18 protein-coding genes are annotated in these 22,556 nt (G+C 43.1%); 11 read left to right on the forward strand and 7 right to left on the reverse strand.

Annotated elements, in window-relative coordinates; all coding sequences use genetic code 11:
* The first annotated feature begins 43 nt into the window (after nt 1–43).
* From PP181_RS07590 to PP181_RS07625, 8 genes are all read left to right on the forward strand, one after another.
* A complete protein-coding gene (locus tag PP181_RS07590; RefSeq protein ID WP_272636630.1) occupies nt 44–1,474 on the forward strand; it encodes an SLC13 family permease in 1,431 nt (476 codons plus the stop codon).
* Between the two features lie 404 nt (nt 1,475–1,878).
* Nucleotides 1,879–4,368 carry a zinc-dependent metalloprotease gene (locus PP181_RS07595; protein ID WP_272636631.1) on the forward strand — a complete coding sequence of 830 codons (2,490 nt, stop codon included), beginning with the start codon at nt 1,879–1,881 and terminating at the stop codon, nt 4,366–4,368.
* Nucleotides 4,369–4,539: 171 nt separating this feature from the next.
* Complete coding sequence (locus PP181_RS07600) at nt 4,540–4,719, forward strand: hypothetical protein (protein WP_154918439.1); 180 nt, start codon at nt 4,540–4,542, stop codon at nt 4,717–4,719.
* A gap of 158 nt (nt 4,720–4,877) precedes the next feature.
* Nucleotides 4,878–5,318 carry a hypothetical protein gene (locus tag PP181_RS07605; protein WP_272636632.1) on the forward strand — a complete coding sequence of 147 codons (441 nt, stop codon included), beginning with the start codon at nt 4,878–4,880 and terminating at the stop codon, nt 5,316–5,318.
* A 240-nt stretch (nt 5,319–5,558) separates the two neighbouring features.
* Nucleotides 5,559–6,068, forward strand: a complete 510-nt coding sequence (locus tag PP181_RS07610) for a hypothetical protein (RefSeq protein ID WP_272636633.1) — start codon at nt 5,559–5,561, stop codon at nt 6,066–6,068.
* A gap of 44 nt (nt 6,069–6,112) precedes the next feature.
* A complete protein-coding gene (locus PP181_RS07615; protein ID WP_272636634.1) occupies nt 6,113–7,051 on the forward strand; it encodes an NAD(P)-dependent alcohol dehydrogenase in 939 nt (312 codons plus the stop codon).
* Between the two features lie 88 nt (nt 7,052–7,139).
* The gene (locus PP181_RS07620; protein WP_272636635.1) at nt 7,140–8,249 is read left to right on the forward strand and encodes an adenylate/guanylate cyclase domain-containing protein; all 1,110 of its coding nucleotides are present in this window, start codon (nt 7,140–7,142) and stop codon (nt 8,247–8,249) included.
* Between the two features lie 72 nt (nt 8,250–8,321).
* Nucleotides 8,322–9,092 carry a DUF6090 family protein gene (locus PP181_RS07625; protein WP_272636636.1) on the forward strand — a complete coding sequence of 257 codons (771 nt, stop codon included), beginning with the start codon at nt 8,322–8,324 and terminating at the stop codon, nt 9,090–9,092.
* 4 nt (nt 9,093–9,096) lie between these two features.
* On the opposite strand, the gene hemL is transcribed toward PP181_RS07625, so the two are convergent.
* The 4 genes from hemL to PP181_RS07645 form a co-directional block, all read right to left on the reverse strand.
* The gene (gene hemL / locus PP181_RS07630; protein WP_272636637.1) at nt 9,097–10,380 is read right to left on the reverse strand and encodes a glutamate-1-semialdehyde 2,1-aminomutase; all 1,284 of its coding nucleotides are present in this window, start codon (nt 10,378–10,380) and stop codon (nt 9,097–9,099) included.
* A 3-nt stretch (nt 10,381–10,383) separates the two neighbouring features.
* A complete protein-coding gene (locus tag PP181_RS07635) occupies nt 10,384–11,229 on the reverse strand; it encodes a glucosaminidase domain-containing protein (protein WP_272636638.1) in 846 nt (281 codons plus the stop codon).
* 85 nt (nt 11,230–11,314) lie between these two features.
* Nucleotides 11,315–12,220 carry a 1-aminocyclopropane-1-carboxylate deaminase/D-cysteine desulfhydrase gene (locus PP181_RS07640; protein WP_272636639.1) on the reverse strand — a complete coding sequence of 302 codons (906 nt, stop codon included), beginning with the start codon at nt 12,218–12,220 and terminating at the stop codon, nt 11,315–11,317.
* Between the two features lie 9 nt (nt 12,221–12,229).
* Nucleotides 12,230–12,562 carry a hypothetical protein gene (locus tag PP181_RS07645; protein WP_138257281.1) on the reverse strand — a complete coding sequence of 111 codons (333 nt, stop codon included), beginning with the start codon at nt 12,560–12,562 and terminating at the stop codon, nt 12,230–12,232.
* Nucleotides 12,563–12,791: 229 nt separating this feature from the next.
* Between PP181_RS07645 and PP181_RS07650 the strand changes: the two genes are divergently transcribed.
* Nucleotides 12,792–12,950 carry a DUF5522 domain-containing protein gene (locus PP181_RS07650; protein WP_161595316.1) on the forward strand — a complete coding sequence of 53 codons (159 nt, stop codon included), beginning with the start codon at nt 12,792–12,794 and terminating at the stop codon, nt 12,948–12,950.
* A gap of 71 nt (nt 12,951–13,021) precedes the next feature.
* Nucleotides 13,022–13,606: a DUF4136 domain-containing protein gene (locus tag PP181_RS07655; protein WP_272636640.1), complete on the forward strand. Its 585-nt coding sequence runs from the start codon at nt 13,022–13,024 to the stop codon at nt 13,604–13,606.
* A 112-nt stretch (nt 13,607–13,718) separates the two neighbouring features.
* Here the strand turns inward: PP181_RS07655 and PP181_RS07660 are convergent, their stop codons facing one another.
* On the reverse strand, nt 13,719–14,183 hold the full coding sequence (locus PP181_RS07660) for an Lrp/AsnC family transcriptional regulator (protein ID WP_240042661.1): 465 nt from the start codon (nt 14,181–14,183) through the stop codon (nt 13,719–13,721).
* Nucleotides 14,184–14,355: 172 nt separating this feature from the next.
* On the opposite strand from PP181_RS07660, the gene PP181_RS07665 reads away from it, so the two are divergent.
* Nucleotides 14,356–16,107 carry an aromatic amino acid hydroxylase gene (locus PP181_RS07665; RefSeq protein WP_272636641.1) on the forward strand — a complete coding sequence of 584 codons (1,752 nt, stop codon included), beginning with the start codon at nt 14,356–14,358 and terminating at the stop codon, nt 16,105–16,107.
* Between the two features lie 147 nt (nt 16,108–16,254).
* Here the strand turns inward: PP181_RS07665 and PP181_RS07670 are convergent, their stop codons facing one another.
* Nucleotides 16,255–17,145 (reverse strand): PorP/SprF family type IX secretion system membrane protein, encoded by an 891-nt coding sequence (locus PP181_RS07670; RefSeq protein ID WP_138257277.1) that lies wholly within the window; start codon nt 17,143–17,145, stop codon nt 16,255–16,257.
* An 18-nt stretch (nt 17,146–17,163) separates the two neighbouring features.
* Nucleotides 17,164–22,350 carry a gliding motility-associated C-terminal domain-containing protein gene (locus PP181_RS07675; protein ID WP_272636642.1) on the reverse strand — a complete coding sequence of 1,729 codons (5,187 nt, stop codon included), beginning with the start codon at nt 22,348–22,350 and terminating at the stop codon, nt 17,164–17,166.
* Nucleotides 22,351–22,556: the final 206 nt, after the last annotated feature.

Here is a 22,556-nt window from a genome sequence, read left to right on the forward strand (position 1 = left end):
TTCACATAAAAAATCATAGTTTAGACCCAACTTGAGAAAACCCATGGGACTAAGCAAAAAATGGGGGCTTTTTCTAGGCCCCCTACTTTTTCTACTTCTGATCAACCTTCCCGTTATTTTGATTTCAGAACGGGCAGATGCCGTCATAGCAGTCGCTCTTTGGATGATCGTGTGGTGGATTACGGAAGCGGTTTCCATATCCGTCACGGCACTACTCCCATTGTTATTGTTCCCTATCCTTAAAATCATTCCCATGGAGGATGTTGGCGCCAATTACGGGAGTCCGATCGTATTCCTATTTTTTGGGGGATTCGTCATGGCCCTGGCCTTGGAAAAAGTGAACCTTCATAAACGCATTGCTCTTTCCATCATCCGTATCACGGGCACCACACCCAACAAAGTCATTTTAGGTTTTATGATCGCCACGGCCACCTTGAGCATGTGGATCAGCAATACGGCCACTACCGTGGTCATGTTGCCCATTGCCATGTCCGTCATACAATTATTGATAGATGATGCCGACGGATTTACAAAAAGTGACCGCAATTTTGCCCTAAGCGTGATGTTGGGTATTGCATTCTCCGCAAATGCGGGCGGCATTGCCACTGTCATTGGAACTCCACCCAATTCGGTACTCATCGGGTTGTTGGAAAATGAATACGATATTGAAATATCCTTTTTGAAATGGATGGTCATAGGGCTACCCTTTTCGTTGATTATGATAGCCCTTTGCTATTTGGTTTTGGTAAAATTCATGTTCCCCAATGGGGCCCTGAAATTCAATGCCTCCAAAAGCATTATTGATCAGGAACTGAAAAAACTGGGGCCAACATCGGCAAAGGAAAAAATGGTATTGGTGATTTTTGGGATTACGGTTTTCCTTTGGGTTTTTAGGACCGTCATCAATTCCATTTTTCCATTTTTAGGCCTGTCCGATGCCATGATCAGTATGTTCGCCGCTATTTCACTTTTTGCGATCCCCTTCAATGTGAGAAAAGGCGATTTCATTTTGGAATGGAAGGATACCCAGAAACTGGCTTGGGGCATACTCATACTATTTGGTGGGGGATTGGCCCTGGCGGAGGCCATGTCCGTTACGGGGATTGTGGACCTTGTAGCGGGAACCATCGCCGAAAGTGAGATCAGTGCACTCTTTACTGCCGCCCTATTGATTTTTTTGATGTTGTTCATGACGGAACTGATGAGCAACGTAGCCCTTGTTGCCGTCTTGGCACCTGTGGTTGCGGGCATTGCCCTTGGCTTGGGAATACCTATCGTACATTTATTGATACCCATTACCATAGCGAGCAGCTGCGCTTTCATGCTCCCCATGGCCACGCCTCCCAATGCCATTGTTTTTGCCAGTGGCTATATTAAAGTGCATGAAATGGCAAAGGCAGGCGTGATGCTAAATCTGCTTGCTGTGGTACTTTTAATAGGAATGTTCCAATTTATCCTCCCTTTACTTTTCTGATTTGCATCATAAAGTGGTGCATAGACCTGTAGAACACCACAAAAAGATAAAGCCTCTGCTGGCGCAGAGGCTTTATACCTAACTAATTCAGTCCCGATTGCTATTCGGGTAAAAATGATATTCCTACATAACAGACGCTGAAAAAACCAGAATGTTACAATTTATACCAATTCAATTTTCAAAACCATCTAAAGAAAATGAATTGTTTTCTTGGATTACGAAAAAGAAAAAGGTTGCGCAGCCGTAATTGCGGAACTTTATTATTTTGAAGTAAGGCGAGAAAAGAAACTTTTTATCTGATGGGATTGAATGTTGAATTGGTATTCGGCTTATGATTTCGTTAACAAGTCGTTAAAATAATTTTTCGGTTCTTTGAAAAATTGACCAAATTCAAAAAAAAATAGATGCATAAAAAGTTACGCTTCCCGCTACTAGCGATAGCATGTTTATTAAGTTACCAAAATACCGAAGCCCAAATTTTCAAAAAGAAAAAAAAGAAAACCGAAACCGCTGCGGAAAAACCCAATAAGGACAAAATCCAACCGTATGACAAAGTCATCACCAAGGAGGCGAAAACCGATGCAGGGCTCTTCGATGTCCATATAGTTGACGACAAGCATTACTATGAAATCCCGGATTCACTCTTCAATAGGGAAATGTTGATGGTGAGCCGCATTTCAAAAACAGCTTCGGAAATAGGTTTTGGTGGCGGAAAGATAAATACCCAAGTACTTAGATGGGAAAAAAAGGACAAGAAAGTACTGCTCCGCGTAGTTTCCCACGATGTAGTTGCGGCCGATTCCCTTCCGGTACATGAAGCCGTCGTAAATTCAAATTTTGAGCCGGTACTTTACGCATTTGACATCAAGGCCTTTAAAAAGGATTCGCTGAGTCCGGCTACGGTCATAGAAGTGGATGATATATTCACTAAGGACACCAAGGCCTTTGGAATGCCGGAAACCTACCGAAAACGATACAAGGTTTCACGTTTGGATGATGGCCGGAGCTTTATTGAAAGCATAAAAAGTTATCCCTTGAACGTAGAGGCCAGGCATGTAAAGACCTATTTGGCCGGGGAACCGCCCAGTAATGGTAGCCTGGGATCCATATCGATAGAAATCAACAATTCCATGGTACTCTTACCAAAGGAACCAATGAAAAGACGCTATTTTGACCGAAGGGTGGGATGGTTCGCCAGGGGCCAGGTGGATTATGGCCTGGATGCCCAAGAAAGCAAAACGATTACCTTTTTGGACCGATGGAGACTGGAAGTGAAAGATGAGGATTTGGAAAAGTTCAAAAACGGGGAACTGGTAGAACCTAAAAAGCAGATTGTCTATTATGTGGATAGGGCAACGCCAAAACAATGGGTGCCGTACATAAAGCAAGGTATCGAAGATTGGCAAGTGGCCTTTGAAGAAGCAGGATTTAAAAATGCCATCATTGCCAAGGACCCTCCAACTCCGGAAGAGGATCCGGAATGGTCCCCAGAGGATGTTCGGTATTCCGTGGTTCGGTATTTGGCATCTCCCATACCAAATGCCAATGGCCCGCACGTGAGCGATCCGCGCAGCGGAGAAATATTGGAATCGGACATCAACTGGTACCACAACGTTATGAGCCTTTTACGCAATTGGTTCTTTGTACAGACAGCGGCAATAAATCCGTCCGCACAAGGAGTGCAGTTTGATGAGGAAGTGATGGGTAGGTTGATCCGTTTTGTCTCTTCGCATGAAGTGGGTCATACATTAGGTTTGCCCCATAATATGGGTAGTAGTGTTGCCTATCCGGTGGATTCATTACGCTCGGCAAGTTTCACTAAAAAATTTGGTACGGCCCCTTCTATTATGGACTATGCCCGTTTTAATTATATCGCCCAACCCGGTGATGAGGGCGTTGCTTTGATGCCGGACATCGGTGTATATGACAAATATGCCATTAAATGGGGATACAGGCCCATTTTGGATAAATCAGCAACAGAAGAAAAACCCATCTTGGACCAATGGATTTTAGAGCGTGCGGGAGACCCACTGTACCGATTTGGGCATCAACAGGTGGGCGACATCGTAGACCCAAGCTCCCAAACGGAAGATTTGGGCGATAATGCCATAAAGGCAAGCGAATATGGCATTGCCAATTTGCAAAGAATCGTTCCCAAATTGATCGAATGGACCCAGGAAGACGGTAAAAACTACGATGACCTTGAAACCCTCTACGGACAGGTCGTTGCCCAGTACAACCGCTATATGGGCCATGTCTCGAACAATATAGGAGGGGTCTATGAATACCATAAAACCTATGATCAGGAAGGTGCCGTGTACACGCATGTAGATGCCGAACATCAGGAAAATTGTATGGAGTTTCTCCAGGAACAACTGTTCCAAACCCCGGAATGGTTATTGGATCAGGATATTTTTGGGAGAATCCAATATTCCGGTTTTGTGGAGCGTATCCGTTCCATTCAGGAGCGTACCTTGAACAATATCATGAGTCTTGGTAAAATGGCGCGTTTGGTCGAAAACGAGGTGGCCAACGGTACCGAGGCCTATACTTTGGTGGAAATGATGGACGATTTAAGGAAGGGAATTTGGTCCGAATTGTCCTCCGGAAGAAAAATCGATACGTACCGAAGAAACCTTCAAAAAGCCTATGTGGATCGTTTGGCCTATTTGATGACCGCGGAAGACCAGAAAAAACTACCGGACTTTGGCGGCTATAGAAAATCGACCGCCGTGAATACGAGTCAGTCCGACATTCGTTCCGTGGCCAGGGCAGAATTGAATCAATTAAAAAGGGATGTAAGAAATGCCATTGGCAGGACTTCCGATAGAATGAGCAGGTATCATCTACAGGATGTGGAAGAGCGAATTGACCACATTTTGGACCCTAAATAAAACATTGGGTTTTCGCCTTCATCGACGAAATACCAAAAAATCCGACGAAATTATTCGTTTTACAACATTTAGACATAATTTGACATCAAAAAAAGCCCGTTTCACAACAATGGGCTTTTTCGTACGTTACTATTTTATAGTTTAGATCAAAATTATTAAAACCCCCAAATCATGAATAATAAAATCAAAAGCCTAATCTACCTAAGTTGTTTTATCATTGCAGCCGTATTCTATCATTTTCAGATCAACGGGGAATCCAGTCAATTGCTCCCAAAAAATGCAGAAATGGCCAAAGCGGATATCGTTGTAGAACCGTTTACCGAAAATATGGCAACGGAAGCCGTACAATAAGAACACCTCAAAATACTATAAAAGCGCGACTTTTCCGGTCGCGCTTTTTTTATGCCCGATCTGGACCCATGTAGTTAAATTCCTCTTAAATGCCTCCTCCCGTTTAAACCTTTGCCACTCCCTTAGGTCTTAATACTAAAACCCATAAAATTTACGTGATGAGAAAATTAGTATTGGTAGCCCTTTTATTGATGGGCATTACCGCAATGGCACAAGAGAAAAATAGAAAAGAAGGCAGGAGACAGATGGGCGATTTCACTCCTGAGCAAATGGCAACCTTGCAGACCAAAAGAATGACCTTGGCCTTGGACCTTACAGCAGATCAACAATCCAAGCTACAGGAAATGTTCACAAAAAATGCAGCGGAGAGAAAGGCCAAGATGGAAGCCCACAAAGCCCGAAGGGAAAGCTGGGAATCTTTATCAGACGATGAAAAGTTCGCCCTACAAAACGAACGTCTGGATAACCAGATTGCCCATAAGAAGGAAATGAAAGCGATCCTTGATGACACACAATATGCCAAATGGGAAAAAATGCGTGCGAAAAGGGGAAAAAATGCAAAAGGAAAAGAACGTCAGCATAGAGCGCAAAAGAAATAGGTTGTTTAGTTAGTTGATTGTTAGGAAAAGACCTTGTTTTTACAGCAGGGTCTTTTTTTATGTGGATATTGAAAATCTATGGTTTGCGATAGTTCGAGACGGATTTAAAATCACTTTTAAAAAGAACTAGGTTTCTTATGGAAGCTAAAACTATGTCATAGGTTTTTAAAAAATGTAACAAAAGGGTTTAGTGTGCGTCCAATCATCAATTACATTCATCAATCAACCAATCGAACAATCATGATATTCACAAGAAAAAACAAGTCCAAGATAATTCTTGGAGCACTGATTTTTACTTCTTTATGTTTGCTATGGGAACACTTGAATGGTGGTGTGATCACGCACCATCTACTTGCACGGCAAGATATGCCGGGAATTTCCAATTGGTGGGGATTATTGACCCTTCCCACATTAACATGGATTTCCTTCTCCCTAATCCATAAACGACAGCGACAAAATCCAGAACTCGAAAAAACCATTATTAGGAGGTTTATTGCCGCATTCGTTTATGGGCTTATAGCATCCATATTATGGGAATTGAATTTAGATGAAATTCTCCCATTTTACATCCTTTTGCCTCTGCCCATTGCATTCTTCATACCACTTCATCGACCGGAATATCTACTGGGTTTTGTTCTTGGCATGCTTTTCACTTTTGGTGGTATACTTCCTATTTTGGTAGGCTTGGTCTTAACATTCCTGTGTTTTTTCCTTTTTACACTTGTGCGGATTTTAAAATCATTAATTTGAAATGAGGAAAGCCCAAAAATACGTGTATAAACAAAAAAGACAGAATGATGAAAGCAATAATCTGCCCTAAATATGGCCCACCGGAGGTTCTGAAAATCTCGACCCTTGCCAAGCCGATCCCAAAGAAAAACGAAGTATTGGTCAAAATAATGGCAACTACCGTTAATTCCGCCGATGTAAGGATACGGGGTCTTAAAGTTGATGGTCTTATGAAGTTGGTCATGCGTCTGGTCCTTGGTTTCAACAAACCCAGAAAACCGATTCTGGGGACGGTTTTTTCAGGAATCATAGAACATATTGGCACAAACGTCAGTGATTTCAAGGTAGGCGATAACGTCTTTGGAATGACTGGATTAATGTTTGGAACCAATGCCGAGTATATCGCCATCAGTGAAAAAGACAATATAACCTTGGCCCCGATGAATGCGACGCATGAAGAGTCCGCTGCCATTGTTTTTGGCGGGCAATCTGCCATTTATTTTTTGGAGAAAGGGGGCATCGCGAAGAAACCGAATGTAAAAGTACTAATATATGGAGCCACGGGTTCCGTAGGTGCAGCGGCCGTTCAAATCGCAAAATCACATAATGCCCACATTACGGCGGTGTGTAGCACCAGAGGTTCCAAACTTATGGAAAGACTCGGTATTACCAATGTTCTTTTTTATGATCAAGGGCAATTCGAAGAACATCGATCCAAGTACGATATCGTCTTGGATGCCGTGGGCAAGGCTTCGAAAAAACAATGCAAATCCCTACTCAAAGAAGATGGGGTGTTCAAGACCGTTGAAGGTTTGGAAGTGGCATCAGAATCAAAAAGGCAACTGGAAATACTTAGGGAACTATTTGAAAACGGCTGCTATGATGCAACGATAGACAAGGTGTTTCCCATGGACCAAGTGGTGGCAGCCCACCACTATGTAGACCAGGGCGGCAAAAAGGGCAATGTGGTGTTGACCATTGGTACGAACGATACTAATCCTTAAATCACAAAATGGAGTATTCACTATTCGGAAAGAATCATTAAATTGAAAGGGATAACAGTTTTACCAAACACCTCCTAAATTACCCGATTTGCTTTCTCACAAAACCAAACGAAAATTTAGCAAAATTCTATCATTTGGTATCATTTGGACCCTTTTGGGGTTGCTCTTCATGTTCATTGAACAAACTGCGGTTCTTGGAGCAGGTATCACTCAAAAAGAAGCCATTAGTTTAAATTTTCAAGTTTTCCTATTTGCGACCGTAGCGGTTTTCTTGGTCGGTTGTTTTGTTGGATATCTGGAACTGACCTTCTTGAACAAGTTATTTATCAAAAAAACCTTTTACAAAAAGGTCTTGTTCAAACTTGTCTTTTATCTGGTGCTTTTTTCCGCAATAATGATGGTTCTGTATCCTATTGCCTCCAGTATCGAATTACGGATTCCACTATTTTCAGGTGAAATTTGGCAACGTTATTTGGATTTTTTGGTCAGCACAGTACATATGAGTACCATGGTCCAACTATCGGCCTCTTTATTTTTTTCCTTAATTTATACCGAAATAAGTGATAATTTGGGGCATAGTGTCCTACGAAACTTCATCATAGGCAAATATCATCGACCCAAGGAAGAGCATCGTATTTTCCTATTTACCGATATGAAAGACTCCACCGCCATAGCGGAACAGTTGGGGACCAAAATGTACTTTTTATTTTTAAGGGATTACTACAAATCCCTTGAAGATGCCATTATACAATTTGGTGGGGACGTTTATCAGTACATTGGCGACGAAATCGTCATCACTTGGGAATTCAATGTCGGCTTACAGAACAACAACTGTCTGCATACTTTTTTCGAAATGAAAAATGCCTTGCGACATAAGTCCGATTTTTTCCTGAAAACCTACGGATTTGCACCCAAATTTAAGGGAGGAATGCATTTTGGGGAGGTCACGACCGGGGAAATTGGGGCGTTAAAAAAGGAAATTGTCTTCTCTGGGGATGTTTTGAACACTACGGCCAGAATACAATCCGCCTGCAACACCTTTAAAACCGATTTCCTTGTTTCCGATAGTCTGATCAAAAAACTGAATATTGACGAAAATTTTGTTATAACGGAAATTGGGGAGGTTACCTTACGGGGAAAGGATGCGTCCTTGTCCTTGGTGAAAGTGGAACAGGTTAAGCAGGAATTTTTATTATGAACAAACTTTTATTTGTTTCCTTTAAAACTACTTTAAAAACCTCACCTCCCAAGAGGGAAAAAATAGGAGTATATGATAAAATTCTTTAGAAGAACAAGACAAAAACTATTGGCGGAAAAAAAAGTGGGTCGGTATTTAGCATATGCCTTGGGGGAGATCGTTCTGGTGGTCATTGGAATCCTGATTGCCCTTGCTATAAACAACCGAAATCAGCGGAACATTGACGCCAAAAATGAGCAAACCTATCTCTTGGGACTACAGGAAGAATTCAATATTAGTAAGAACAAATTGACTGAACTCATAGCCGTGAACAGGGCGAATATAGAAAGTGCCGAAAAAATAATAGGGCTGATGAACCAAAAGGACTCCCTACCCCTAGAAGAGGATTTATCCCAATTGCTATTAAATACGTTCATTTCGGATGTTGCCTTTAACCCGAACAATTCCTTGTTATTGGAAATTATCAACTCCGGAAACCTAAAGAATATTTCCAATCCGGATTTAAGAATCATGCTCACAAACTGGATCGCCACCATGGAGGATATTTCCAGACAGGAAGAGGATTTGCGCCATGAACGCGAAAACCTCCTCGATATTTTTAGAACGGACCAGTATAGCATCAAGACCGTACTGCAACAAACAGGCGTCTTAACAAGCCTTAAGACACCTCCAGACGGTGAGAGGGTCAGTAATTTAGGGGTGCTGTCCTCACAGGAGTTCGAGAATAAGCTGCTTCTATTTATTGTGACCTGTCATGCTACGGAAGACAACCATTATTCGCCACTGATGGGGTATATAGACGACATCTTAGAATCCATATCGTCCGAAATTCAGGAGAAATGACCAATTAATCCAATTGTAATTTTTCCACCGCCTCAATGGTTTCGTCCAAATCTTCATAAGACAAGGCATCGTTCAGAAAATAACTTTCAAAAGCGGACGGTGGCAGATAGATTCCCTGGTCCAACATTCCATGGAAATATTTTTTAAATGTCTCGTTGTTTCCGGTGGCCGAAGATGCAAAATCCATCACCGGGCGGTCCGTAAAATGTACCGAAATCATGCTGCCAAAACGATTGATCTGATAGGGAATTCCTTTTTTATCCAGCGCTTTGGAAAGGCCGATGTGCAAATGGGCCGTTTTTTCCTGAAGGCTGGTAAATATCGCTGGATTGTTATTGAGTTCAGTCAACATGGCCAAGCCGGCACTCATGGCCAACGGGTTTCCACTTAAGGTACCGGCTTGATACACCGGTCCTTCGGGGGCCAAATACCCCATAATTTCCTTGCTGGCAGCAAAAGCACCAACGGGAAGTCCGCCACCAATTACCTTTCCAAAACACAAAATATCCGCCTTGATTCCCAAGGCTTCCTGGGCTCCTCCCCTTCCAAGCCTAAAACCGGTCATGACCTCATCAAAGATCAAAAGGATATCATTTTGGGTACAGAGTTCCCGCAATCCATGGATAAAACCATCGGTAGGGATGATGCAGCCCATATTTCCGGCCACGGGCTCAATAATGACCGCCGCTATTTCTCCTTTATTGGCGCTTATCAAATTGGAAACACTTTCCAAGTCATTATATCTGGCCAATAGGGTATCCTTGGCCGTACCTTGGGTAACACCCGGACTATTGGGGCTTCCAAAAGTAACCGCACCGCTCCCTGCCTGAATCAAAAAGGAATCGGAATGGCCATGGTAGCATCCGGCGAATTTGATGATCTTGTCCTTGCCCGTATAACCCCTTGCCAAACGAACGGCGCTCATACAGGCCTCCGTTCCACTATTTACAAATCGGATTTTATCGATATTGGGAACCATGGAAACGGCCAACTTTGCCAGTTCGGTCTCAATTTCGGTAGGCATACCAAAGGAAGTCCCTTTTTTTGTCTTCTCAATAATGGCATTTAAAACAGGCTCATGCGCATGTCCCAAAATCAAGGGACCCCAAGATGCTATGTAATCTATGAGTCGGTTTCCATCTACATCGTATAAATAGGCACCTTTGGCCTCCTTCACAAAAATTGGGTCGCCGCCTACGGCCTTAAAAGCCCTTACCGGTGAATTTACACCACCAGGTATGAATTGTTTGGCCTCTGCAAAAAGGGCACTACTTCTTTTGTAAATCATATTCTATCTATTTACGGAGGTGGACTTGACCAAGAGCTTTTGGCCAATGGACAGGCCGGAGTCCCTTAAATTGTTCATACGCATCAACTCGTCCACGGAAACATAGTATCTTTTTGAAAGGGAATACAGGGTGTCCCCTTTTTTCACAATATGAACGGCTTCACTTTCGGTAAGGACAACACGATCTTCTTCCTGGCCCGTATCCAAAACACCCCCGTCATATTTATAAAGCTGATGTTTTTCTATCAAATAAATCAGTTTCTGAGGATAACGCTTATCCGTTGCATAGCCCGCCTTTCTAAGACCGTGGGCCCACTTGCGATAGTCCGTTACCTTATAATCAAAAAGAAACGCGTACCGACTCCGAGTGGTCAAAAAAATACTATGGTCCCTGAAGGAATACATGGGATGATTGTATTTTCTAAAACATTCGCCCTTGGCATCGTCATCGTGGAAATCATAGTCTCCCTGCCATCCGGTATGACATTTTATACCAAAATGATTGTTGGTCTTCATGGCCAAATCCCCTTTACCATAGCCACTTTCCAAGAGCCCTTGGGCCAAGGTGATGCTGGCGGGAATTCCATAGGCCTTCATTTCAAATTGGGCGATTTCTGAAAAAGTAGCGATATATTCATCAATAGTTTCAATCCGAAACTTTACGAACTCACCCGAATCCTCAGGCATGCTGGGGTCCCTATCTGTAGCCGCGTTTGAAGGTTTCCCATGACTTCTCCTACTTTCGGCTTGCACCTGTTGGGTACGGTTTTTATCGGATAAAGATTTCTTGGATTTACACCCAACAACCCCAACGAGCAACAAAAAGAATATTATTATTTTCCTTCTCAAAATAAAATTAAGTTAAATTTTATAAGGTTTAAACATAGTTTTTCATAGAAGTAGTAAGCTTGCCATACAAAACCCCCAAGGAGGGTCATATATCCAACAAAGGTAAATTTTTCTTACGCAACACAAGGTTCATTCCGAAAATGCCCTGCAAGCCTCCGGTATGTATGGCCAAGATTCGCGTTCCCGGTGCAAAATTATCATTCCTTACCATATCCAACAACCCGTACATCATTTTTCCCGTATACACGGGGTCAAGAGGGATGCCCGTTTGTTGTTTAAACCGATTAATAAAATGTACCAATTCTTCATTTATCTTGGCATATCCGCCAAAGTGATATTTTTGGTTCAAGCTCCAATTCTCCTTTCCAGAAAGCTTTTTTATTTCGGCCGATAGAAAATCGCCCTTTAAAACAGGGAACCCCAAAACTTGCTGATTATTGCCCGACGCATTGATCAACCCCGCCATAGTACCACCTGTACCCACGCAAACAGAGATAAAATCGAATACCGTATCCAATGGATGGAGGATTTCCTCACACCCCTTTATGGCCAAGTCGTTGGTTCCCCCTTCGGGTATTAGGTAGAAATCCCCAAATTCATTTCGCAAGGAAATTAAAAACTCCGGGTCGTTTCGCTGTCTATAAATTTCCCTGGAAACGAATTTGAAACGCATCCCATTTTCATGGGCCCGCTTTAGAGTAGGGTTTTCAAGCCACGTATGCAGAAGTTCCTCACCTCGAATGATTCCAATGGCTTCCAAATTGGCGATTTTGGCTGCTGCCGAAGTAGCAGCGATGTGATTGGAAAAAGCCCCGCCGAAGGTCACAATCTTTGTGTGTCCAGATTCTTGGGCCTTTAATATATTGTATTTGAGCTTTCTAAATTTATTTCCTGAAATGAACGAATGTATCAAATCCTCACGCTTTATGGCAAGAACAACCTGCTTTTCCCTTAGAATTGGGAGTTCTACGTATTGATTTTCAACCTGCAAATTGATGTATTACTTATAAAAAAAGTATTTCATAAAAGTATAGGGCCTTCTATTCTCCAAATAATCCGGTTTATGCTCGTTCCTATATGCTTCACGTTCAAAACTTAGATTTTGGTAGGCCTTGTAGGTATCCAAATAGTACAGTGATCGAATTGCCCATTCAAATACATATAGCACATAAAACGGAATTATCAAAAGTTCCCGTTGTTGTCTTAAGTGAATTTTTTCATGATTGATCAAGTCCTTGTCGTTCTTGAGTGTATCATGTTTTAAAATAATGAATGGCCAAAGGGAGAGCCCCACATAGTTTTTATAAAAGAAGTGTTTAAAAACCAATATCATAGACCTAATTGTTCTATTCCAATCAAAGATACTTGTAAAAAATAAGGATTAAAAGGATGTCCTTTGATGTTGCCAACAATTGTACCGTTTTCCCAACCTATGCTAAATCTCCGTTAAACAAGGACATTTAAACCGTAAAGGTCACAGGTTATCAACAGAATTATTTTAATTTTATTCTAGATTGGACAACAAATTTGGGAGTTTTGAGGGTTGCATTTTAACGCATTTGATGAAAAAAATTATTCCGATAGAAGATGGCGATTTTTATTGGTCGGACGAAGGTTATAGGGTTTTTACACGACAGTATCACCTAAAGCGGGGCTACTGCTGCGAGAGTGGTTGCAGACACTGTCCGTATGGATACGACCCCAAAACGAACCGACAATAATCGGTTCTTCGGCATGATTTTTGAAGCTATTTTACAAAGAAATAATTCCATAAACAGATAAATCGATTGCTATGAAAAACTTAAAATTTCTATCGCTGATACTATTGGGATTGGTGTTCTTGAGCTCCTGTTCTTCGGTTCGGGTACTTTCGGACTACAACCAAGAAGCCAATTTTAACGAATATAAATCCTATGCCTTTTATAAAACAGGAATCGATAAGGCCCAAATATCCGATTTGGACAAAAAGAGAATCCTGTATGCCATTGAGGACGAAATGGCCTCAAGGGGTTTCGTAAAATCTGAAAATCCTGATTTATTGATCAGCATTTTTACAAAGGAAGAGGAACGCGTTGATGTCTACAACAACAACTTTGGTTGGGGTTGGGGCGGCGCCTGGGGCTGGGGACCTGCTTGGGCCTGGGGTCCAGGTTGGGGCTGGGGCTGGGGAGGCTGGGGCCCGAATGTTAGCACCCGAACCCAAGGTTCCCTCTACATAGACCTTATAGACACTAAAAACAGGGAACTGGTATGGCAAGGAAAAGGCGAAGGCACACTGGCCAATACGAAGAACATTGAAAAGAAAGAACAGCGCATCAAGGAGTTTGTTTCACAGATTTTGGAACAATATCCGCCCAACTCCGTGGCCGTTCGATAGGAATTATTTCTTTGGAAAATCCATGCCCTTTCCTGTAAGTGAAAGGGCTTTTTTTACGAAGTGATTTAAAATTTTTGGATTGAAGCGAAAATTGAAAAAGCTTAAACCACTTCTATAATAAAGGAAAGTGCTGACTATTCTTCGCCTCGTTCAACACAAAGGCACTTTTTACAGCCCCGATATTCGGTAAGGTAGCAATCCTCGTTTTTGCAAAATCATAGTATGCATCCAAGCTTCTTACGGTTATCTTCAGCAAAAAATCAAATTCTCCACCCACCACATAACATTCCGTTACTTCATTAAAGAGTGAAACGTTTTCCAAAAAATCGTCCATAAGACTTCCTTTTTGGGCATCCAAGGAAACAAAACTGAAAACCGTAATGCTAGGTTCAATTTTAGAGGTATCCAACACGGCCTTGTAATTCTTTATAAAACCCTCGGATTCGAGCCTTTTTATACGCTCGTATACAGGAGTTTTTGTCATTCCCAATTGGTCGGCAATCGTTTTGGCCACGGTTTTGGCATCCTTTTCCAAGATTTTTAAAATCTGTCTGTCAATGGTATCCAGTTTTTCCATGATAATTTTTCCTTTTATTGATAGTTCTCCATGCATCAAAAACCAACATTTTCCTATAATAATAACAAATAAAGGGAATATTCACGTAGATAATAAATTTTAACAGCTACTTAAACCTATATATACTAATTTTATTAGTACCCGGTATAAGAACTCGTTAAGATAGAATACCATGAACTACGAAAGCAATCCCATACTGGACAAACTGCCCAAACATTTAAAGCAGTACATAAAACCACAACATTATGAGCACTACACGGCCATCAATCAGGCGGTTTGGCGGTACGTAATGCGAAAGAATGTGGATTATCTCAGTACCGTTGCCCATGAATCCTACACGCAAGGTTTAAAGAGGACTGGGATTTCCATAGAAAGTATTCCCAATATGTACGGCATGAACCGCATTTTAAAAGACTTGGGCTGGGCAGCGGTCGCCGTGGATGGTTTTATTCCTCCGGCAGCCTTTATGGAATTTCAGGCATATAATGTTTTGGTCATTGCTTCGGACATCCGGCAACTGGAAAACATTGAATACACCCCCGCGCCGGACATAATCCACGAAGGAGCGGGACATGCACCCATAATTGCCAATCCAGAATATGCCGCTTACCTAAGAAGATTTGGGGAAATTGGTAGCAAGGCCATCTCGAACGCCAAGGATTTTGAGCTTTATGAAGCCGTTAGACATCTGTCCATCATCAAGGAAGCCAAAGGAACGACAAAGGAAGAAATAGTGAAAGCTGAAAAACGCGTGGACGAACTCCAACAAAATATGGGTGAACCCAGTGAAATGGCACTGATACGGAACCTGCATTGGTGGACCGTTGAATATGGCCTAATAGGTACTCTAGAAAATCCGAAAATCTATGGGGCCGGGCTTTTGTCCAGCATTGGGGAAAGTGCCTGGTGTATGACGGATAAGGTCAAGAAAGTGCCCTATTCCCTGGAGGCGGCCCATACCTCATTTGATATCACAAAACCCCAACCCCAACTTTACGTAACCCCAGATTTCGCCTTTTTAAGTCAAGTTCTGGAGGATTTTGCCAACACGATGGCACTTAGGACCGGAGGCCTGAGCGGAATTCAAAAGTTAATCGATTCCAAGGATTTGGGAACCATAGAGCTTAGTACGGGACTACAGGTATCCGGTAATTTTGAAAGTGTCATTTCACACAATGGCGAGCCTATTTATTTTCAGACCAAAGGAAAATCGGCCTTAGCATACAGGGAAAAGGAGTTGGTGGGTCAGGATACCATGCAGCATGAATCAGGGTTTGGATCTCCTGTTGGCAGGTTAAAAGGCATCAATATTGCCATTGAGGATATGAGCCCACGGGATTTAAAGGCCTACGCTATATATGAAGGAAATACGGTTACATTAGATTTTGAAGGCGGCATTAGTGTACATGGAAAAATCGTAACCGGCACCCGAAATCTGAAAGGACAAATTATCCTGATTACCTTTGAAAATTGTCAAGTCACGTATAACGGAAAGGTGTTGTTCGAGTCCAATGATTCTCTTTACAATATGGCCATTGGGGAAAGAATCGTTTCCGCTTTTCATGGCCCTGCGGATGTGAAGAGTTTCAACTTACTGGACCATCAATTGAGCAGTTCCATCTCCGAGACCGATAACAGCAAAGCTGATGAATTGGAAAGTCTATACCAGCAAATACGCGATTTTAGAAACGGAAAGAACACCACAATCTCCAGAAATAAGGTATTCCAGCAATTAAAGGAAAAATATCCTACTGACTGGTTGCTCTCCGTAGAACTCTATGAATTGGCGATGGGTAACCATGACCAGGGTTTTGCAAAGGAGATCAAGCAGTATTTGGAATCCATAAAAATGGAAAATCCCAAGCTGGGACATCTGATCGATGACGGCATTGCGCTGACAGACGCCCAATTCATTGAAAAATAAACTACCTCAGAACAAATTTACGAGACATTCGTAAGAAACGAACTTTTTGTTTCGAAGTAAGCTTCGGATTAATAAACCTGTTGGCGGGGCCAATAAAAAAAACCCTTGACCAAAGGTCAAGGGCCTTTAAGGAAAACACCAAACTAATTATAACAAGAATCTCATAAAGACCTCATGTGTTCCCTGCTCAAGACCATCGATAGGTCGCTGCCAGGCGTTCTCATAGGCATAGCCCAATTGGAATCCGTTGGAAACCTTAAAGAGAAAAAGTCCGCTTATGCTTTCATTATACCGATATCCGGCACCAAGGGTAAATCTCTCTGCTAGGTCCAAAAGACCTGTAAGTTCATAGGAAAGCGGAGATGCATCTACATATCTAATCATACCCAAGGCCTGCAATTTGGTACTTCCACCCAAAAGGAAATCGTAACCACCTCCAAGATAAGCGTGCATCCTGTCGGCGCCAAGAAATGCATTTCCATTGGCTTCCTGAAGCCTATCAGGTGTCAAAATCTTTGGCGCGGAGAGAGATATAAAATACTTTTCATTTTTTAGATAGATACCAGCACCTACGTTCGGTGTAAAACGGCTTTCAAAGTTCATCAACGATCCGTCCTGACCAACGCCGTAGGTCAAAAGTCCTTGTGTATTGGCATCGTAGGAGTTAGCGCTCGCCTTTAGTCCAAAATACAACTGGTTATCTTCATCAAGGTCGATGTGGTAGGAAAAGTCCACCGCCATCCAAGTTTGGGTCTCTATGAACGTTTTGTCGTTGAGGATACTCACGCCCAATCCTACCTTATTTCCTACCGGCATACCAAAAATGGCACTCTGGCTTTCAGGGGCCCCTTCTATACCCGCCCATTGGCTCCGGAGCCCGAGGACAAACTCCACCCCTTCGGAACTTCCGGCAAAAGCAGGGTTGTAAATGTTCATGTTATATCTGTAGAAGGTATAATTGGGATCCTGTTGACTCCAAGCCCTAACTGAAGAAAGCAGCACGAACAGGACAATAATTGAATTTATAATTCGTATCATTTTTACTTTTTTAATTTGTTAATAATTGATGAACAACCATCCTTGGATGGGTTTTGAACCATCGCCCAGGTCTATGACATACATGTAGGACCCTGAAGGGAGTTTCTCACGGTTGTCCTTGTAAAAACCCTCCCAGTTATTTTTATAGGAGTGTATGGCGAATACTTCGTGTCCCCATCTGTTGAAGACTTTCACCACGTTGTTGGGGTAGTTGTCGATTCCTGGTATGATCCAAGCATCGTTGTTACCGTCGCCGTTGGGCGTAAAAGCCTGGGCAGGTACCAATAATGGTTCTTCGTCCGTTGGGAATGCGTCATCGAAATCGGAAACGTCGTCGTTCTTTTCATCTTGGTCCATGGTATCGGGAATACCATCACCATCGGTATCCAAGGGGTTACTTGACGCATCTGTTGGATCTGTTCCTTCAATAAGTTCTACCTCATCAGAATATCCATCGTCGTCATCATCTGTATCCGCATTGTCGCCAATACCGTCTCCATCGGTATCGGTATCCTCGGATGCATCTTTTGGGAAGTCATCCTCTGAATCTAGAGTACCATCATTGTCGTCATCAGGATCGTTGGTATCACCAATACCATCGTTATCGGTATCCAAATCATAAAAAGTACCGTTCACAAACCCTAGGGGCAAGGAAAGGTTTCCAGCAGCGTCACGGGCAATACCATAATTCTCGTTAAAGAATACCAATTCTCCCGGAATCAATGGGGTAACTTGGATATTGTAGACCAAGCCCTGGCTTACTTCCTCAAGGGCTCCAATATCGGCCATGGGCTGTCCATTTCCGTTTGGAGCTATTATGACTGGATTTGGTGCCAGGTCGTAAACTGGTTCCGAAAACTGGAGCTGCATGGTAAACGGACCAAAGTATAGGTTTTCCGCGATGGCCAAACTTGGTTCTGGCGCAGTAGTATCAATGGTAACAGTGCTCCCGTCCGTGGTTGTCGTTGAAACAATTCGTTCCCTATTTGGATTTAGCGTAACGCTCAGGGTCACGGCTCCCTCATCATCATTTCCGTCCACTGTTACCCATGCTCGATAGGTGTTGATATCCACCGCTGTTGCGGCGGTTACCATTATCGTACTACCCATAAACTGGATGGCAGCTTCTTCTATTTCGCGATTGGTGACCAGTTCCACATATACCTTGTCCCCCACTTTGGCCAAATGGTCACGTGGATTGTCCGAATATAGGGTCAAGGACTCTATTTCAATTGCTTCGAGTTCATGGTTGGTGTTGACCACTTGTGCTTCCGGGTTGCCCAAATTATCTTGATAAACCAAGGTAACATTATAGGCAACACCGTTGACAAGTTCGTTATGACTTGATGATACCACTTCTGCGACCGCTGCCAAATCCTGTACATCCAGGATAAAATTGTTCTGTTGTCCAGCAATCGGATCGGCCAATTGTAGGGTAATGGGCGTGTTCGGATCTTCCAAAGCATCAAAAATCAAACGGACGCTGTTGGCCAGTGGGGCCTCGGGAAGCGTATAGCTGAGCATCAGTCGGTCATAACTACTTCCATTATCCGCAGGAGAAGGCATTATGGGAGGCTCCGTCTTGGTATCCTTCTGTTTGGTATCCGTGGAAGCACTCCCCTGGTTTCCTGCAACATCGATCAACATAACCGATAAGGTTATGGTTCCGTCACCCAAACCGCTAAGATCAATACCAGTAACCTGTTCGGTGGCAGTAGCTATGATACCGGAACCTGTAATTGTTTCCCCACCCCCATCACTACTTATCGTATAATTGTAGCTAGCACCTACCTCTGCCATGGCAAAGGTAAATGATATAGCATCGTCATTATCTGAAATAATGGGGTCTTGATCTATGGAGACGGTATAGCCTTCGGGGGCCGTATCGTCAACATCCGTTACCGTAATGGCAATGGCAAGATGTGTCAGGTTATCGCTCATACCACCATCATCCGCAGTTACCGTAAGTTCATAGACATTATCCGAATTATCATCCATCGGGTTCTCAAAATCGGCCGCTACGTTAAAGTGCAACACCCCGGTATTGGCATCAATGGTAAAGAGTGCGGCATCAATTCCGCCAATACTATATGTGACATTGGTATCGGCTGTACCTCCATCTCCATCCGTAGCATCAAAGTCGGCAACGAGAGTGGTATTCTCAACCGTGCTATAGGCCGTCGGGGTACCGATACGGTAAGCATGTATCATATCGTTTTGGTTGCCTACGATGTATAGTGCGGTCCCGTTTGTGTTAAATGCCAGACCCGTGGACCCAGTGTCCTGTGAGCCGATATGCAACGTGCTGCCCGAGGCGGAAGCCGTTGAAAGGTCATAGGGAGTCCCTAGGTTATATTCGTGCACCGCACTACTTCCGTAACCGACCACAAATAACTTGCTGCCGTCTTCGTTGAATACAACTCCACCAGGATTGGTTTCCTCTGCCGATACATTGAGCGAGGTGGTATAACTTGCTGTTGAAACATCAAAATTGGTGGCCAAAGCATATTCGTGGACCGAATCACTGACTTCACCAACCACGTAAAGCTTACTTCCTGTGGCATTGAAGGTAAGTCCACTAGGGGAAGTTTCTTGCCCGTTGACACTCAATCTTTCACCAAATCCTTGGTCCACGGCCGTACTCAGGTCGAATGCCGTGCTTAGATGGTATTCATGAACCGCATCTATACTTGAACCAGTGACAAATAAACGGGTGCCGTCAGAGCTAAAGGCGAAACCTGTTCCATTGCCTGCAACTGTCAAGCTTTGTACCACACTGGCCGTAGCTACATCATAAGGTATTGTTAAATCATATTCAAATAACTGGTCGCTGCCCGCATTGGTCATCACAAATAACTTTGTGCCAGTGGCATTAAAGGTCATATCCATCGGGGATGACATCTCGTTACTTACATCAAAGGTGGCAGTAACATCCAGATATTGCGCTATGGAAATATCATAGGCATCACCAAAACTAGGAGGATTATTCTCATAGATATCCGTCACTTGTAACCGTAACGGATGATTTGTGCTTCCATCCGAATCGGTGGCTATTACAGTCAGTTCGTACATATTATCGGCATTGGTGTCCAAAGGGTTCTCAAAATCAGGTGCGCTTTGAAACCGTAAAACCCCTGTAGCCGCATCGATACTGAATAGATCGTTATCCCCGCCACTAGCAAGGGCATAGGTAATCCCAATATCGGCAGCACCCCCGTCGCCATCATTGGCATCTGCATCAACAACTGGAGTTGTTGCATTTTCCTCAAAGGTGAGCGGGGCCACTCCCAAATCGAATTCAAATACTTGGGACTGCCCATAATTCAATACAAATAATTTATCCCTATCCGTACTGAAAAAGATATCTGTCGGCCTATTGGGCTGAGCCAGCACCAGACCGTTATTAGATTGTAATGTTGCCGTAGTGATATCATAAGGAACACCAAGATCGTAGCCTATGATATAATTGGCATCATTATACCCTCCTATATACATTTGGGTACCATTGGAATTGAAGGAAATACCATAAATACTCTGACTGAACCTAGCTGACAAATCGATGCTACCTAAGCTGGAAGCACTTGAAACGAGAAAGGGCGTGCTCAACTCAAACTGTAAAAGGGTTTCATCATGATTGACTATGTACAATCTGGTACCGTTGGGATTAAAGTCCAATCCATATACGTATACATTTCCAAAAGCGGTAACATCGAGACTATCCATACCGATGGTCGCTGTGGATAGATCAAAAGCCTCCGCTAGATCATAGGCGTAAATTGTCCTAGTGGCGCCGCTGTAGACATATAATTTAGATCCATTATCATTAAATGCCAATCCCATGGGATATAGACCATTGCCCGAAACATCCAATTCAAAATGAAAGGATGCCGTGGTAATATCAAATGGGGTGGAGAGCACATATTCGGTAATTAGATTATCATCGAACCCCAATGAAAACATTCGTGTACCGTCCGTGGAAAATTCAAGACCTAATTTTCTAAAGGTGCTTGTATTGGCATTTAAGTTAAAACTCGCGGAACTGGTGGCCCCCGCTACATCTTCCAGGGGCTGGGGAGCAGTGAAGATAGGGGGATTGGGCGGCGCAGCAACCGTCAATTGGTATTCGGCCCCATAGCTTGTCCCTACACCATTGGTGGCAAAAGTCCGCACGTAATAGGTACCGGGCTCCAAGGCAGGTGTATCTACTGAAAACGTACCAGCTCCACTGCCTTGGCTTACTTTGTTTTGGGCAAGGGTAGGCTCCGTAGCCGTTCCATATACCAAGCCCCTGTCAGTTACCGTACTGCCATTTTCATCGGTAACCTCACCTGCAACCGTAATCACACTTCCATTTAGCGAGGCATTCGTTGTGACCACAACAGGGTTGCCTTCAGTCACAACGGTTCCCCCTCCCTCCAGTTGAATGGAATAATTATCAAAATGTGATACGCGTTGCCCGGAAAAGCTGAAGTAACTATAGATAGCCGAAGCCGACGTAATACTGGCATTGGCCATTCCATTCAATTCAAAAATAGCATCCGCTTCCGCAGGTCGGATAAGGCTGCCATCTTGATTGGCCGGCCATATCTCAACCCTAAGGTCGTACGCAGTAATGGATGACCTTTCGATAGTAAAGACAACCCTATACCAGTCATCAGGTGAACCGTTGTTCAATAGGTCATTTATGCCGCTCGACTTCACAGCGGTTATGGAACCAGAGCTTCCGCTTCCCCAGCTTCCGCTGTAATCTGTGGTACCATTATGAAATACAAAACCACCGCCATGAACGGAAATTCCAAGGGCATCATTTGGTCTGTATGGATGGGCACTACCGGGTGCCGGGGAGGCTGGCGCAAAGCCCAATCCACTGTAACCGCTATTGTAGACACTTTTCACAAAACTCTCAAAAGTATATCGGCTGCCGACCGGTCCAAGACTATAGCCATCCTTTGTAGTAAAAATCGCGTTGGTTGAAACACTCCCCACGGTTATCGAGCCAGAGTTCCCTATCCCTCCCGAAGTGGATTCGGATACGTTGGCGACATCTGGTCCAGATTCATTAAAAACTGTGTTTAGTTGACCAGCGGTATTAAAGTTATAGGTTACAGTGGTCTGTGCATTTAATGCACACGGAATCAATAAAATATAAAGTGCACTAACAGAAAAAATTATTTTTCTTCTAATTTCCAAGTTTTGTAAATCCAAAAACAATGATTCTAATACGAATGGAAATTTTTTAGATTTGGTTGTTTTTTTCATGATTTTTTAAGATTTCTTTAAGTCAATTTTACTCCTCGATAAATAGGCCAATTAGAATGACCCAAAAACGGCTCAGGCTTCTATTCTTTTAGGGGTAACATTTAGTATTGAGAAGGGTTTATTGATAATAGTTCTTGTAAGAAAAACCTTTT

The organism is Maribacter sp. PR66 (genome assembly GCF_028464205.1).
GTDB classification, from domain to species: Bacteria; Bacteroidota; Bacteroidia; order Flavobacteriales; family Flavobacteriaceae; genus Maribacter; species Maribacter flavus.